The following is a 15,481-nucleotide window of genomic DNA, read 5'->3' as shown; positions in this document are numbered from 1 at the left end:
CTCAACGCTTTCGCCATCACCTTCGAAGGCCGGATCCACCCGACCGGGAACTAACCCACACCGAGGTCGGATCCGCCGTTAAACCGACAGTCCCTGGAAGGAGCCCGGCCATGCTCATGAACGGCGACTGGAGGTTGCCTGATCGACTCAACCGTTGCGGTCCAGTATCGGCTCGAAATCGTAATGGACGGTGGTCGATGCAGGTGCTGGCGCTGGATCCAACGTTGTGACCGCGTGATTCTTGCCGAAATGCGAGAACGCAGGATGCCGATGTGCTCCGTAATCGGGCTGCACGCTCGTTGTCACCACCACTGAACAGCACTCAGCTGCTCGTGTCGAGGCGGGGGATCATCTACTACGAACCTTGGGGATCTCATGCGTGAACAGGTGGAATTCACTGTCGTGGAGGTCGGCGCCGACCCTGAGCGGCTGAGCTGGGACCGCGACCTGCTCCTCAGCGAATTGCGAGAACTCGGCTTCGATGACATCGGCCGTCCCATTGTGGACTCGGCCCCTCCGGGGACGCGGGCGGGTGACGTGACGACGGTCGCGTCGATCGCCGCGATCGTGTCCTCGCCAGCCGTGGTGCAGGCCGCAACCGAGATCGTCAAGAGCTGGTTGATCCGGCGCACCCGGGGTGCCGTACGGATCAAGGTCCGCGATTGCGAGATCGAGATATCCGCTGCTTCGACCGACGAGTGGCGCAGGCTCACCGCCGAACTCTTGGCCATTCTTCGAGCTGTGAACCATGGCGAAACGTAGCCTGATCATCGCGAATCAGCACTACCGCGATCCCGCCTACGCCGAATTGCCCGGCGCGGCACACGACGCGGCCGAACTCGAGGCGGTGCTTGCCAATCCGGATATCGGCGGATTCGAGGTCGAGGTGCTGCGCGATGCCACGGCAGCCCACTGCCGCATCGCGATCGAACGGTTCTTCGGCAACGCCCGAGCCGACGATCGGCTGCTGCTGCACATGTCCTGTCACGGTCAGAAGGACCTGCAGAATCGTCTCTACCTGATCGGCGCCGACTCCGAGAAGGCATATTTCGCATCGACCGGCATCGACTCGGCCTTCATCAACGATCAAATCGAGGGCAGTAGCTCGCACCAGACTGTGCTGCTGCTGGACTGCTGCTACAGCGGCGCCTTCGCCCGGGGCTGGCTCACCAGGTCCGGATCGAATTCCGTCGATGTCACTGAACCGTTTTCCGGGCGTGGCCGCGTGGTCATCACCGCCTCGACGTCGCTGCAGTTCAGTCACGAATCGGAAGCCAGCAGCCGCGCCGCCGCCGAACCGTCGGTGTTCACCAGTGCCGTCGTGCAGGGATTGCGCTCGGGCGCGGCGGATCTCGATGGCGACGGCTGGATAAGCATCGATGACCTCTACAACTACGTCCACGATTCGGTGAAACGGCGCACTCCGCACCAGACGCCCACTCGCAGCGTCAACAATGTGCAGGGCCCGCTGTACATCGCGAGGAACATCGCCTACCGGGCGAAACAAGCCTCAGAAGACAGCCGGCAATCGCGGCACGAAACCCCTTCCGTAGTGACCCGCACCGAGCAGTCGTGGCGGAGACGGTGGAGCGCCATGAGCGCGGCCACTCTGCTCGTTCTGGGGGTGGGCGCGATGGCGACATACCTGCTCGGGCCGGACCCCGCACCGGCACCCGCATCTGTCGAGCGAACGCTCGAGATCGCCAAGCCCGGTGATACGGCAGAGCTGACTTTCCAGGGACGAACCGGTCGCAAGGTATTTGTCGCGGCCACCTCGTCGACGTTGCCATCACAGTGTGGGCTCCTCGTAGTGCGAGATCCGGCAGGACACCAGATCGCCAGCGGCTGCACCTACTACGACGGCACCGGCTATGTAGACGGCACGGTGCTGCGAGCGGATGGTGAATACACGGTGACACTGGACGCCGCGAACAATGCCACCGGCAAAGTCACGGTACGCGTGAGCGATGTGGTCGACCAGGACTCGGCGATCACCGCGGACGGGGCGGCGGTTACCTCCACCCTCGAAGCACCCGGCGGAGTGAGCAAATTCCGGTTTACCGGCAATGCCGGCCAGAGGGTGTTCGTCGGAGTCACCTCCTCGACGTTGCCGTTGGAGTGCGGGATTCTCGAATTGCGGGATCCAGCCAACCGGGAGATCGCCAGCGGCTGCACGAACGCCGACGGTACCGGCTACATAGACACCGAGCGGCTGACATCGTCTGGGGAGTACACGATCGTGGTGGATCCATCCGATTCCGGGACCGGTGAGTCCCATGTGCGGCTGTTCGATGTCATCGACCAGGACACGACGATCTCGGCAGCTGGTCCGCCTGCTACCTCGTCCCTCGAGGAGCCCGGGGCCGAGAGCAAGTTCCGGTTCGCTGCTACCGCTGGCCAGAAGGTGTCAGTCGTGGTCAGCTCCTCGACGTTGCCACCGCAGTGCGGGGTCATCGAGTTGCGCGATCGTGCCGGCAGAGAGCTCGAGAGCGAGTGCATCGACCAGAGTGGCGCCGGCTTCATCGAGAACGCGATCTTGCCGGCTGCGGGGGAGTACATGATCGTCATCGATCCAGCCGACGATGGGACCGGTGAATCCCAGGTGCGGCTTTTCAACGTCAACGACCAGGACACGACAATCACCCCGGACGGACCACCGGTCACCGCCGCCATCAAGGAGGCCGGCGCGGTGAGCGAGCTCCGGTTCGCCGGGGCCGTAGGTCAGAAGGTGTCCATTGCGGTCAGCTCCCCGACATTGCCAGCGCAGTGCGGAATCATCGTGTTGCGGGACCCGACCGGAAAGGACGTCGTCGACAACGGGTGCATCAACGACGATGGCACGGGCAACATCGCTACGACTCTGCCCGCCACTGGCGAATACACAGTCGTGGTCGACCCGGCCGGGCCCGCGACCGGCGACTCCCAAGTACGGCTGTACACCGAGTAAGTCCTCAGCCGACTGCCTGCCTCGGAACAGGCGCCGACACGGACTCGATGCCCGCGGGTTCGGCGGCGGTGCGAATCATCTTCGATGTGCCGCAGCCTCCCTGCTCGCACAACCGGTCGCCGAGCGCCATCACTCTCGAACAGATTCAATCGGAAACATGTGAGGCACAACTATCACGTAATTTCCGAGCCGCCCATTCATATGTGGCATTCGCTGCTGTGGCGACGATTCGAGTAGAGATCTACTCGTGCGGCAGTGTTGGTCGCGAGGTCTTCTAGTGGCGAGAATTATTCCGATTACCAAGAGGTGATCGACCATGTGGACACCGACATCTGGTTCCGCCGATTCTCGGACCGGACCGCAGCGCCGGATGGTGCGCGCGGAATACCGCGCGACGATGAATGACCCCGTTGAATCCCGGACCACCGATGCGGCCGTACCGGCGACTCGGCTGGCGCTGTTCGGCGGGTTCGAGTTGTCGGTAGCCGGAGCACGAGTTGCCTTGCCGATGCATGCCCGGCGCGTGGTCGCCTATCTCTCGCTGCATAAAATGACGGAAAAAGATTGCGGCAGGCAGATTCTCGCGGAACGGCTTTGGGAGCACGCCGCCCCCGAACGATCGCTGGCGAGTCTGCGCACCGCGCTGTGGCTCATCCGCCGCGCCGGTCCCGGCCTGCTGTCCGGCGATGCGGAACGAGTGACCCTGGCCGACCACGTCGATGTCGACGTGCACCGGTTCAGACGGCAAGCCGAGTCGATGCTGGCCGGCGATGGCGGCCATGCGGATCTGCTGCTGTTGTGCGCCGCCGCCGAGTTGCTGCCGGGGTGGGACGAGGACTGGCTGCTGCTGTTCCGTGAACAACTGCGCCTGCTGCGGCTGCACACGCTGGAAACCGTGGGTCGCAGGTACTGCGAGCAGGGGCGTCATCCGCAGGCGATCGATCTGATTCTGCGCGTAGTCGCGGAGGAGCCGCTGCGCGAATCGGCCCAGGCCGTACTCATCGACGCTCACCTCGGCGCCGGGAATGCGGCGGAGGCCCGGCGGCAGTTCGATGTGTTCGCCGCCAATCTGTGGCAGGAACTCGAGCTCCGGCCGTCGGCGCAACTCGGGCAGCGTGTGGGCGTGCCGGGTACACGTCGTTGACGCCGGGGCATACGGGGGTACGGCAGCCTTGGACCACACGCCAACTTGATCACGAGGATGACGATGCCAGTCGATTTCGCTCACGCACCGCCCCCGACGACCGTGGATGGACTGCGCGCGGTGCCGATCCACATCCACGACCTGCGCGCGGCGGTCACACTCGATACGGCGGGGGAGGTCGCGTTCACACGCGCGACGATGACCTACATCGTCGGCCCGCATTCCGGTTCGCCGAGCTTCGATCTGCGCCAGCCGGTACGCACCTGCATCCTCGATGGTGAGGCGATCGATCCTGGGCGAATCGCGGCCCGCGATGTCGGTGCCGGGCCGCACGGTACGGTGCGCGTGGTCGATGCCGTGCAGGACGCGGGATCGGCGCACCAGTTGACCGTGGCCTACGAATTGGCCGCTCCGGCAGCCGATCTCGGCGGTGCGTATCCCCCTTGCCTGTGCTGGTCGGAGGGCGCGCGGGTGCGATGGTCGTTCGGTATGTCGGATCTGTATGCGGGCCGATACCTGGAGGCGTGGTTTCCGTCCAATCTGCCTTTCGACCGGTTTCCCTTCCGGCTCGGCCTGTGGATTACCGGAACCACCCTCGCGCATTCCCTGATCACCAACGGAGATGCCGCCGTCACCGGTGCGAATTCCTGGTCGATCCGGTTTCCACCGTTTTTCACCTCGATGTCACCGCTCGTCGAGATACGACCGGAAGACACCGTGCAGCGGAAATCGGCAACGGTTGTCCTTCCGGTGTCCGGTCGGCCGGTTGCGGTCGAGGTATGGAAACCATTGTCCGGTCCGGAGAATCCGGCTTCGCTGATTCCCCGAATCTCGCAATTTCTGGCGGGCGGCGAGCGCAGCCATGGCCCGTTTCTCGGGAACCGGTTCGTCTGTTTTCTCCACGGAGCCTCCGGCGGAATGGAATACGCCCACGCGGCCACCACCTCGGTGGGCGCGCTCGGCCACGAGATATTCCATTCGTGGTTCGGGCGCGGAGTGAGCCCGGCCGCCCCGGCCGACGGCTGGTGGGACGAGGCATACACCAGCTTCCACGAAGACGGCGATATCCGAACCGAGCCTTTCGATTTCACACAACCACCCACTGAGCTCTGCTCGCGCATGCCGTTCCAGCGCACCACACCGGCAGCGTCCTACGCGCAGGGCAGCCGATTCTTCCGCGGTGTCGCGGCGCGGATCGGGCCCGACCGTGTGCGTGCCCTCATGGCCGATCTGTATCGCAAGTACAGGGGCACCTCGGTATCTACCGCCGACCTGGAGGCTCATCTCGTCGCCGGTTGCGGCGCAGTGGATCTCGTGGATGCCTTCCATCGATTCGTGTACGGGTTCGACGAGCCCGCGCCGGTCCCCCGCATCGTTTTCGCTTCCGCACCCGAGGATCCTTCCCGCGCGTCAGCACTATGGGTTCGTCGCGCCGATGACCGATTACACCCATCCGAGCCGCCGAAACCGGGTCTGGACAACTGGTTTCATGCCCGCGTGCGCAGCTCCGCCGACGCCGGGTGCCGCCATTTCCTCGTCACCTTCGCTGTCCGCTCCTCGGCGGCATCGTTCACATACCCCGACGACTTTTTCCCTGCGACGGCGGCCATCGTGGGTTTCGATCTGGCATCCGGTCGGTCGCGCATCGTGTCGGCCCGCTGGCCGACTGCGCTGGTTCCGCCGCCCGGCACAGCAGTGTCACTGCTGGCGTCGGTGCATGCGCGCCGCGCGCATCCGGCCTCAGGCACCCATCCGTGGGAGCAGCACTCGACCGCCCGGCGCGACCTGACGATCGACCGGCCGCGGCGGCGGTACGGGGACCGCACCGACTCGGCCACACAGTTCCGGTGAGGGCCGGATGCTCAATTCGGTCCACAGCAGCTCGGCGAAGCGCGTGAACTGCCGGCGCGCCTCGACCACATTGCCCTCGCACAGGTGTGCCTCGATCAACGCGGCCTGTGCCGACTCGCGCAGCGGTTCCTCGGCGACTACCGCGAGCATCACGTCGATCGCCTCCGGATAGCAGCCGCGCTCGGCGAGTCGGCGCGCCTCCACCTCGAGCGCATGGAGCCGCAACTGCCGCAACTGTTCTCGCGCCAGCAGCAGCCAGGTCTCGTCCCATCCGGGCAGCAGATCGGTGGTGCGGGCCAGTAGCCGCTGCCGATCCCGTGCGCAGTCGCGCTGCTCGGCCAGCACCCGCTCCGCACTGCGACGGAAGTCGTGCACGTCGACCGCGACGCCGTCGGCGAGCCGCACTCGACCCCCGGCACCGTGCACCAGCACCGGGGACGCCTGCCGGATCCGCCACAGCGCGGTGCGCAGACTCGCCCGCGAACGGTCCACGGTGGCATCGGGCCACAGCCGCTCCGCCAGCAGGCCGCGGTCGCAGTCCGGCTCGGAACCCTTGTCCAGGCTCAGATACGCCAGCACACGGCGCGAATGCATCGGCAGCGCGACACGGTCGGTCCCCACGCGCAGTACGAAACCGCCGAGCAGGGAAATCGCAAGCTCGCCACTCGGGGCGCAGGCGGACACGGGCATCGGTATCCCCTCCGTCGACGGGTTCTGTCCAGGCCGGACCAGCGTGCACGGGCGCCGCCGCGAACACGTCAACACCGCGTCAACACCGAGGACCATTGACGCAGTGTGTTACGGCAGCCGGTGACCGTGAACCGTGTGATCGACGACGACAGCAAAGTGATCGTGATTCGTGCCTGGCGTGACGGCGGGCGAATGCTGATCCGTGTTCTCGCGGGCACCGGCGAGCCGAACTCCGCACAGGAATGGGTGTTCACCGACATCGACGCGGTGCTGGCGCGCATTGCCGAGGTGCTGGGCACCGCGCGCGGCAAGACGAAGTGTTGACGCTCGCGCATACCGCGGCCGCGCACAGTAACGCGAAACGACCGTCGTGCGCGGAGGTGACCACCATGCGAATCGACCCATACGCCGAGTCTCGCGGCGATGCGGAGGAGTTCGTCTCGCCCTTTGCCGGGCTCTCCACCTTGACCGAGGCAGCGCCGCCCACCAACGAGCAACCGGGCGCCGAACCCGAGGTCTCTCCCTTCGAGGGCTACTCGGTCACCGAGTCGCCGTTCGGCGAGCACACCTACTCAGAGGCGGACGAACAGTCGCAGGAGGCGATCGAGTTTCTCGAAGCCCTCTACGACGAGGAGTTCACCGACGCGCTCGAACAGCTTCTCGACGAAGGTGCCGCCCGCGTCCTCGCCGACGCTGAGCAGTGGACGGTCCCACCGTCCGAGGCAGAGGCCCAGGAATCGCTGCAGGAGTGGATGGCCCCACTCGCCGCCGAATGGGAGCGTGCGGTCGACGCCTTCGCGAGCGGACTGGAGAACGCCGACTTGCACGGGCTCACCGAACAGGAACTCGATGAACTGCTCGATTCGCTGGATACCGCTCCGGCGCTCGAATCGGAGGCGTTCGAGAACTTCTTCGGGAAGCTGATCCGCAAGGCGAAGTCGTTCATCAAACGGAAGGTCAAGCAGGCGGTCGGGTTCGTGAAGAACCCGATCAAGGGCGTCGTGAAAATCGCCAAGAGCGGCCTGAAGGCGGTCAAGAGCGGTCTGCAGACCATCGGCAAGTTCGTGCTCGGCCCGATCCTCGCCAAGTTGAAGGCCGCCGGGCGCGCGCTGCTCAAAGGCGTGGTCAAGAAGCTGCTCCGGCCGCTGGCCAAGGTCCTGCCCGCCTCGGTGCGCCCGCTGGTGCCGATCCTGGCCAGGCGGCTCGGGATCCGTGAGGCCGACGACGAGAGCGCCGACGAGGAAGCAGGCCACGACGGCGAACCCGGCACCGCCGCCGCCCTGGCGGAGGCATTCGACCAGCAATTGCTCGAGCTGTTCTACGCCGAAACCGGCGAAACCGTCCCCGACGAGGTGACGGCCGACGAAATGCTGGAAGTGGATTACGAAGAGCCGGAACATGATCCGGTGGCCGAACTCGACGACGCCCGCGCCCGTCTTGCCGCACAGTTGAGCGCCTACACCGGCAGCGAGGACCCGATCGCCGAAATCGAACAGTTCATCCCGGCCGTGCTGGCGATCCGGCCGCTGCTGAAGCTGGGCCTGAAGGTGACCGGCGCCCGGCCCAAGCTGATCAACCTCATTGCCCGGCCGCTGGCGAAGCTGATCAAGAAGATGATCGGGCCGCAGGCCGCCCGGTCCATCGCCCGAGCCGCCGGACAGGATCCGTCGCGAATGCTCGCCCGCGCGGTCGTCGACGTCGGGTTCACCGCTCTCGGGTTGGAGACCGCGGAGTCGGAGGAGCAGACGATTCCCGGTGAGGCCCTGGCCTCCGCGGTCGAGGCGAGCGTGATGCGCGTCCTCGACGAGCTGCCGGAGGCGGCGATGACCGATCCGCTGCAGGTCAGCGCCGCCGTGCAGCGGGCGTTCGCGGAATCCGCGGCAGCCTACCTGCCGGATCGGCTGCTGCGCGCGGATCTGCCGGAGCGGGAAACCGCCGAGGAGGGCGGGTTCTGGGTGATGATGCCGCGCGCGGCCCGCCCTCGGTATCGGTTCCGCAAGTACACCAGGGTTTTCGCGGTGCCGATCCCGCGGCAGGTGGCGCGGGCGGTGCGCTGGAACGACGGCGGCACCTTGGAGACCTATCTGCTCGACCACGGCGCCGACCGCTGGCCGGTACAGGCGGAGATCGATCTGTACGAGACACTGCCGGGCACGCTGCCCGGGCACTTCACCCGCGACGAAACCTTGCCCGCCGCCGAGCAGCCCACCGGCGACGAATACCAGCCGCTCACCGCGGAGGCCGCGGGACTGCTGCTGCGCGAACCGGCGCTGGGCCGGCGTCGGAAGGTCGGAACCACACCCGGCGCGTACCGCCCCGTGCCCGGTCAGCGCTACTTCCGGGTACGCGTCGCCGGCAAGCGCGCTCGCCGCGCTCGCCGCGGTCGTCGGCCGCGGCGAGTCGTCATCGTGCGCTGGGATCCGTCCTCGCAGCAGATGCGGATCGTGATCCGGATGTCGGAGCGGCGGGCGCGTGGTCTGCAGGCACGCCTGCAGAGGGCCGCCCCTGCGGGGCAGCGCGATCTGCCCGCGGTGCTCTCGGCGCTGCGCGAGGTCTTCCTGCCGCGCCTGCAATACCGAATCGCCCGGAGGCTGCTACGGGCTACTGTCGCCACCGATCCCACGGCGGCGGCCCAGCTGGCGGGCAGCATCGCGGCGGCCACCAGCACCGGTATCGCGACCTATCTGGCGCAGCGCGGCGCACAGTTCGCCGCCGCCGTCGCCGACCCGGCCGACGGTGTGACGCTCACGGTGACATTCACCGGGATCCAGGCGAACCCGGAGCAGGTTCCGGCCCCCGAAGTTGTTGCCAGCCCGGGGTTGTCATGAAGACAGACCACTTTGCGACCGAATCCGCCGCCCTCGCCTCCGAGGCCAGGCATTGGCGCCGGGCCTGCGCCGGCCTCGGCGATCTCGAGGTGAGCGCGTCCCCGGCCGCCTGGCGAGAACTCGAGTCCTATCTCGGGCTCAGCGTGCGGACGAATCTGAGCGCCCAGGCGAAACGGCTCACCGCACAGGCCGATCGCACCATCTTCACGATCCAGGGCGCGACGAGCCCGGCCGACCTGCGGACGGCGCGTACTGAGCTGCTGGCGTTGCGGCGGCGGTATCAGCGGGCCGAGACGATCGTCGACTTCTATTGCGACGCGGTGAATACCAGAACCAATCCGCGCACGGCGGCAGTGCTACGCGGTCTCGACGCCTTGGCGGTGCACAGCATGGACCAGGTGTTGCGGCCGTTGGGCATCGACAGCCCGCCGGTGCTGACCTACCTCGACAAAGGAATGGGCGCGTCGATCCTGCGGGCCGGGGTGCGGCTGTGGGACGCGTCGCTCTCGCCTGCAGCGGCGATCAAGATCACCCGGCACAACCTCGTGCAGCCCACCTCGCTCGTCCACGAGACCGGTCACCAGGTCGCCCATTTGACCGGCTGGACAAAAGAATTGGCCGCCGTGTTGTACGAGGCGATCGCCCCGCACAGCGCGGTCGCCGCTGCCGCGTGGCAGGGCTGGGCCTCCGAGGTGGCGGCCGATGTGTACGCGTTCTGCCTGCTCGGCTTCGCGCCGGTCCCGGCGCTGGCGACGGTGGTGGACGGCGCGTCGCATCAGGTGTTCCGGATGATGCCCGGCGACCCGCATCCCGTCTCGGCCCTGCGGGTTCAGTTCAATGTCGCGTTGTGCCGAGCCTGGTTCGGCGCAGGCACCTGGGATTCGCTCGGGCAACGCTGGCTGGCGAGGCATCCGCTGGCCCGGGCATCGTCGGAGGTGCGCGCGATCATTTCCGCCAGCCTGCCGCTGCTGCCCACGCTCGCCGAGGTCTGCACCCGGGTGCCGATGCGAGCCTTCCAGGGCGTCCCGCTGTCGGCTCTCGCCGACCCGCGACGGTTGTCGCCGCACGAACTGAACCGCCTCGCCGACCGCGCCGGTGCGTCGATGTACACCTCGACATATCTGCAGCGGCTCGAGCCGATGCGGATTCTGGCGCTGACCGTGTTGCGCGGGCTCGAAGCACCGACCGCGCCAACGGAAATGGAGACGTGGCTGCGGCGTATGGGTGGCGACCGAGCCGCCGCCGCCTGAACGCAGAGAGGAATCGAGATGGATATGCAACCAGCATCCATGGTGACGTGGTCGGACATCCAAGACTTCGTCCAGAAAGTGCTGGCTCAGCACCGACTGGCCACCGAGCCCAACATTTTCCATGACGGCAATGAAGAGACATTGTCGGTCTTCTCGGAGCTGCAGTGCTTCTTGCGGTCGGGTGACCTCAAGGGCGTCGGCCCGGTGCAGGAGCAGTTCCTGCCAGTAGAGGTTAAGAAGGTTGGCAACGAGATGAAGCTGGTGTTCTTGGAGAACATCCCGACTTATGCGACACAAGCCACCATCGTGCACCGTGACCGCCCGAAACAGGTCGAGTCTGTCGAGCCCGGATCTAAGCCGGAAATCAAGCTGAACTATCCCGACGAGGTGATCGCGGTAAAACTTTCGGACGACAAGCAAGTCCGTCTCGTCACCTTCGTGACCCACGCGGAGAATCCGCTCGGTTGAATCCGGCTATCCCTCGGGCAAGCCGGTCCTAGTTATCGACGCCACCCTGAGAAAGAGGCACCGCCATGTTTCGCACCTTGGCCACACTATTGATTCCGGAGGGGGCCCCTTCCGTCCAAGCGGAGGCGGTATTCGCGTTTCACCCCGAACAGTTGAGCCGATGGCTGGACGAGATGTGGGCAGAAGGCGGAATCTCCACGTGGGTACCGATCTTCACCGATCCTTTGGATCCTCTTGGCGATGTGAAAGCCATCACATCGACGCAGATACCGGATCAAATGATCGAGCTGTTCCAGTCCGGTATCAGCGGAACGGCGCCGGGCTATGTCCCACCCGCAGTCGGCACTCACAAGCAGGTCTTTCTCTGGGACCATCTCTTCTACGCCTACCTGATCGAAAGTACCGGTGCCTTGGAGATTTTCGCGGAGGTCGTACGGCGCTACGTTGTCGGGGAAACGCTGCCCGCGGCGAGTGCGGCGACCATGGCCTGGGTCCGCGCCACCGAGGAACTGTTCTTCCGTGATCCGCCCATGTTCCGGGTCGGAGGTCTGACCAGCCAGCTGCGACCGGACGCGCGTGTCAACCGGCGCAATGCCTATTGGCGTATGTTCGGCCTCGATCTGCCGCATGCGGCTCCGGGAGTGAGCGGTCAGCCCTGGAAGCAGGATGCGGGCGCCGCCCACAATGTTCGGTTCATCGAGATCTGGAACGAGCTGCTACGGCAGGTCTGGCTGGGTATCGAGAACGAACGGAACTCCTCCGGCGCAAATCCCACCGACTCGACCTACGTCGCGCTCCTGTGCAAGACGCTCGGTGAGATGCTGCGGATGCGTCGTATCGGCGGCATGCTGTCGCGCGACGAATTCAGCTTCGTTTCCGTGCTCAGCTGGTTCCACCTTACGGTCGGGAGCGATAACACGGTAATCCGGGACCTGAGTGCGAAATCCGGTTCCGGCGGGAATGCCGCCGACCGACTCGCGGTCGTCGGCGCTCGGGTAGGTGTAGCACCCTCGCGTCAGGCCCGCGAGCTGTTCGAACTTGCCGAGGTCATCTCGCCGCTGCTGTGGGCTATCGAACTGCGGATGTTCGATAGCGCGCCCCAAGCGGAACTGCTGTACCGCTCGACTGGGATCCCGAATCCCGCTCCGGCGCAGACCATGAACCGAATCATCGATCTCTGGCAGTCGGCGACCGGTGACCGGGTCAAGGATCTGGCGGTCACGACCCGGCGGCAGTGGAACCAACTGGCCGGATCCGCACAACCCGCCAAATTGCTGCCGACGGCAACGCTGTCGTCCGCGCCCGTACCCGCGCCATCGGCGAACGGTCAGCGCACCGCGGTCTCCCGGCGCTGAGCCGAGGCGCGGGCGTTTCCCACTAGGCGATCCCAATTGGTGGTCCGAAATGAGCACCGCTGCCGAATCGTCGACACTCGCGACCGAATCGACAACCGACCCCGTCGCGTGGCTCGCTCGCGAGGACGTATTCGCCGAGGATTTCGACGAAAGCTGTACGTACTCAGGTGAATACGACCAAGTGATCGCTGCGCGGGCGGACTGCCCAGGCGCAGCCAGTGCGCGCATGCCGCCTGCGTCGAACTCGTCGCGCGCGGGCAGGCGAGGAACTTCTGGACCCGCGGCAGCGCCGTGGTCATGTGGGCAGACCTGCAAGCGCGCCCCAGTGGGCCGGTTCGCCCGCCAAGGGAACGACGTGATGTCGCCTATCAGAGCACCCGCTGATGCGAACCCGATGGAGAGCCTGTCATGAGCATCTATGCCGAATCACCGATCTTCGCCTCGCCCGAATTTACACCTGACCCCGGGATGTGGCCGACCCGCGAGGACGTCTTCGCCGAGGACATCGGCGAAACCGAATATGGCGGCGAAACAACCTGGCACGGCGAGGATTTCGATACGGAATGGGCCGCGTCCGACTACGCGGGTGGGGAACTCGAGGAGGCCGATGCCAGCGAGGCCTGCCCCGGCGCAGTCGAATACGGTGACGAGTACGCCGATTACGAGAATGTCGACGTCGAAGTCGCCGACTACGAGGCCAGGGCCTACGAAGCGGCGGACTACGAAACCGCCGGCTATCAGGCAACCGATTACGAAGCGGCCGACTATGAAAACGCCGTTCACGAGGACACCGATTCCGAAGCGCCCGACTATGAGGACGCCGTTTACGAGGCCGTCGACGGTGAGGATGTCGACTACGGCGAGATGGACTACGAGGACGTCGATGCCGATTCCCTCGAACTTGAGGACGCGCCGGTCACCGACCGTGCCAAAGGTATCGTCCGCCGCGGCACATTCACCGGCTGCGTAGGCCGCGCTCAGCCTGGCGCCAAGGCTATGGCGGCGCAGTGGCGGCGGCTGACCGGCCGGAAGGCGGGTACCTATAATTGTCGCGGCACCTCACTGCACGGCGAGGGACGGTCGGTCGATCTCTACGCGCTGGTATCCGTTCCCGCGGAACGCGCGCAGGCCGAGTCCTACATCAAATGGCTGCAGGACAATGCGGTGGAATTGCAAGTGGCATACATCATCTGGAATCGGCAGCAGTGGAATTGGCAGCTCCGCCACAAAGGTTGGCGGCCTTATGGCGGCAGCAGTCCGCACACCAACCACATTCATGTCGACCTCAGTGTGGAAGGTGCGCGCACCTGCAGCCCGCTGTTCAATGGTCCCGTCCCCGGTTTGGGTTCCGGTGTCGTGCCGGTGCGGTCAGGACCACCAGCGCCCACGCCAGTGCGGTCAGCGGCGCCCTCATCGCCACGGCGCTCTGCTCCCGGGCAGGCGCCTGCGCGGAGCTTGCCGGCGCATGTCGTCGAGTTCGTGCGCAGGTACCAGCCCCATGCGATGGCGAGCCAGACCCGCACGGGTATCCCTTGGTTGGTCACTCTCGGACAAGCCGCCGTCGCAACCGGTTGGGGCAAGAACAGTTGCGGCAACAACGTCTTCGGCATCACAGCGCCGACGAACATTCCGGCGTCACAGCGCAAACTGTGCACAACCCGAAAGACGCATCGCACCCCGACCGTGCGGTATCCCGAGGTCATCTCCGTCACCCAGCGGTCCGACGGCCGCTACGATTACGTAGTCCGAGAATGGTTGCGCACCTTCGACTCACCCGGCAGCGCATTCGACGCGCACGCCCGCGTCCTGATGCTGAACCCGCGATACGGGAAGGCCTTCGCTCGCTCCGGCGGGAACCCGTACATCTTTGCCCAGGAGGTGGCCGCGGCGGGCTACGCTACCGCGCCTGGCTACGGAAGGGTGTTGGCCGCCGTCATGCGCATGATCGAGCGAGTACCGAGTAGCTCACCCCGGCGTGGGAGTCGGCAACCGGGCAGCTCGACAGCAAACGATCCGGTCAAGTGAGGTCCTGCCACCAGGTCAGTCCACATCACGTTCTCGATTCAGTCCGGTTTCCGGACCCCGGAGCGGCCCAATCACGACGGCATCGACTTCCCGGCACTGTTCGGCAGGCCATTTTTGCCCCTATCGACGGCGTCGTCGAAGGTGCGGATCGCCCGCCAGGATCGGTTCGGCCGCCGCCGGTAGTTCGGCGGTGGGTGCGCACATCGTCATCGCGGTCGGTGTTCTGCCGTCGTCGGTGACGAGGGCATCGACTGAAGCTGCGAGTTCGGCGTAGTCGCTGAACGCTGCGTCGGGGATGAGGATTGTCGCGCCGTTGTCGGTGAGCAACGCCAGTGCGCTGGACCCGAAGCGCCGCCGCAGCTCCGAATACAGCCGTGCGGCGGGTTCGGCGGTGCCGCGTGGCCCGTACTGCGGGACAGATCTGCGCGGCGGCAGCAGTAAATGGACCGCCAGACTCGCGTAGGCGTCGGTGATGCCGATCTGATGGCAATGGCCGAGCACTTTCGTCGAATCGCCACGCAACAGTGCGGCAGCCACGTCACGACCGGTGTCGGCGCACTCGTGCGACCGGGGTCTTGCCAACCGCCCGTGGACGCGAGTGACGATCCCTGTCGCCGCACGCACGGTCCGTAGTACTTGCCCGGAATCGGTGGCAAGCGGGGACGTCGCAAGCTCGGCGTCGATGATCAGTTCGATGGCTCCGATGACGATCGACAAGGTGGTGTCGAAGTCGACTCCCAGCCGAATGCACGTGGCCACAGTGCGCTCCAGACCTGCCGTCGCCTCGGCGTCGTCGTCGAGGGCCCTTGGCCGAGGCGAAGGATCTGGAGGCCAGGACGAGTAGCTGTCCCGCACTTCCTCGGAAGCGCTGTGAGTGGTCACTGCGGAGTCGACCATAAGGGTGGTATTCGTCCAGCGTCCGA

Annotated in this window: 12 protein-coding genes; 10 read left to right on the top strand and 2 right to left on the bottom strand. The window is 65.9% G+C overall.

Translation table 11 applies throughout. The annotated features are described in order from the left end of the window. Positions 1-402: 402 nt before the first annotated feature. The 4 genes from AB0H49_RS33235 to AB0H49_RS33220 all read left to right on the top strand — a co-directional run bounded on the left by AB0H49_RS33235 (position 403) and on the right by AB0H49_RS33220 (position 5,942). A complete protein-coding gene (locus AB0H49_RS33235) occupies positions 403-762 on the top strand; it encodes a hypothetical protein (RefSeq protein ID WP_357256851.1) in 360 nt (119 codons plus the stop codon). Then, entirely contained in the window at positions 749-2,947 is a 2,199-nt protein-coding gene (locus AB0H49_RS33230; RefSeq protein WP_357256849.1) for a caspase family protein, read from the top strand. The genes AB0H49_RS33235 and AB0H49_RS33230 overlap by 14 nt, the downstream gene beginning before the upstream one ends. 316 nt (positions 2,948-3,263) lie before the next feature. Then, a complete protein-coding gene (locus AB0H49_RS33225) occupies positions 3,264-4,091 on the top strand; it encodes a BTAD domain-containing putative transcriptional regulator (RefSeq protein ID WP_357256847.1) in 828 nt (275 codons plus the stop codon). A gap of 63 nt (positions 4,092-4,154) precedes the next feature. Continuing rightward, complete coding sequence (locus AB0H49_RS33220; RefSeq protein ID WP_357256845.1) at positions 4,155-5,942, top strand: hypothetical protein; 1,788 nt, start codon at positions 4,155-4,157, stop codon at positions 5,940-5,942. Here the strand turns inward: AB0H49_RS33220 and AB0H49_RS33215 are convergent. Beyond that, on the bottom strand, positions 5,832-6,563 hold the full coding sequence (locus AB0H49_RS33215; RefSeq protein WP_357256843.1) for a BTAD domain-containing putative transcriptional regulator: 732 nt from the start codon (positions 6,561-6,563) through the stop codon (positions 5,832-5,834). The two genes, AB0H49_RS33220 and AB0H49_RS33215, sit on opposite strands and share 111 nt — an antisense overlap. A 204-nt stretch (positions 6,564-6,767) precedes the next feature. Here AB0H49_RS33215 and AB0H49_RS33210 point away from each other — a divergent pair, with 204 nt between their 5' ends. From AB0H49_RS33210 to AB0H49_RS33185, 6 genes are all read left to right on the top strand, one after another. Then, a complete protein-coding gene (locus tag AB0H49_RS33210; RefSeq protein WP_357256841.1) occupies positions 6,768-6,956 on the top strand; it encodes a hypothetical protein in 189 nt (62 codons plus the stop codon). Positions 6,957-7,021: 65 nt separating this feature from the next. After that, positions 7,022-9,460 (top strand): hypothetical protein, encoded by a 2,439-nt coding sequence (locus AB0H49_RS33205; RefSeq protein ID WP_357256839.1) that lies wholly within the window; start codon positions 7,022-7,024, stop codon positions 9,458-9,460. Next, positions 9,457-10,710, top strand: coding sequence for a hypothetical protein (locus AB0H49_RS33200; RefSeq protein WP_357256837.1), 1,254 nt, complete (start codon positions 9,457-9,459; stop codon positions 10,708-10,710). The genes AB0H49_RS33205 and AB0H49_RS33200 overlap by 4 nt, the downstream gene beginning before the upstream one ends. Positions 10,711-10,728: 18 nt before the next feature. Continuing rightward, a complete protein-coding gene (locus AB0H49_RS33195) occupies positions 10,729-11,178 on the top strand; it encodes a hypothetical protein (protein ID WP_357256835.1) in 450 nt (149 codons plus the stop codon). Positions 11,179-11,243: 65 nt separating this feature from the next. Further along, positions 11,244-12,533, top strand: coding sequence for a hypothetical protein (locus AB0H49_RS33190; protein ID WP_357256833.1), 1,290 nt, complete (start codon positions 11,244-11,246; stop codon positions 12,531-12,533). 408 nt (positions 12,534-12,941) lie between these two features. Further along, entirely contained in the window at positions 12,942-14,558 is a 1,617-nt protein-coding gene (locus AB0H49_RS33185) for a glucosaminidase domain-containing protein (protein ID WP_357256831.1), read from the top strand. A gap of 120 nt (positions 14,559-14,678) precedes the next feature. Here the strand turns inward: AB0H49_RS33185 and AB0H49_RS33180 are convergent, their stop codons facing one another. After that, positions 14,679-15,317, bottom strand: coding sequence for a hypothetical protein (locus AB0H49_RS33180; RefSeq protein ID WP_357256829.1), 639 nt, complete (start codon positions 15,315-15,317; stop codon positions 14,679-14,681). Between the last annotated feature and the right edge of the window lie 164 nt (positions 15,318-15,481).

The sequence above is a fragment of the Nocardia sp. NPDC050713 genome, assembly GCF_040654315.1.
In the GTDB taxonomy this organism is placed as follows: domain Bacteria; phylum Actinomycetota; class Actinomycetes; order Mycobacteriales; family Mycobacteriaceae; genus Nocardia.
This window is presented reverse-complemented; position numbering and strand designations above follow the sequence as displayed.

Excerpts from the sequence above, each read along its gene's own strand:
- AB0H49_RS33205 (WP_357256839.1), top strand. The coding sequence starts at position 7,022 with ATGCGAATCGACCCATACGCCGAGTCTCGCGGCGATGCGGAGGAGTTC.
- AB0H49_RS33200 (WP_357256837.1), top strand. The coding sequence starts at position 9,457 with ATGAAGACAGACCACTTTGCGACCGAATCCGCCGCCCTCGCCTCCGAG.
- AB0H49_RS33195 (WP_357256835.1), top strand. The coding sequence starts at position 10,729 with ATGGATATGCAACCAGCATCCATGGTGACGTGGTCGGACATCCAAGAC.
- AB0H49_RS33225 (WP_357256847.1), top strand. The coding sequence starts at position 3,264 with ATGTGGACACCGACATCTGGTTCCGCCGATTCTCGGACCGGACCGCAG.
- AB0H49_RS33190 (WP_357256833.1), top strand. The coding sequence starts at position 11,244 with ATGTTTCGCACCTTGGCCACACTATTGATTCCGGAGGGGGCCCCTTCC.
- AB0H49_RS33220 (WP_357256845.1), top strand. The coding sequence starts at position 4,155 with ATGCCAGTCGATTTCGCTCACGCACCGCCCCCGACGACCGTGGATGGA.
- AB0H49_RS33230 (WP_357256849.1), top strand. The coding sequence starts at position 749 with ATGGCGAAACGTAGCCTGATCATCGCGAATCAGCACTACCGCGATCCC.
- AB0H49_RS33185 (WP_357256831.1), top strand. The coding sequence starts at position 12,942 with ATGAGCATCTATGCCGAATCACCGATCTTCGCCTCGCCCGAATTTACA.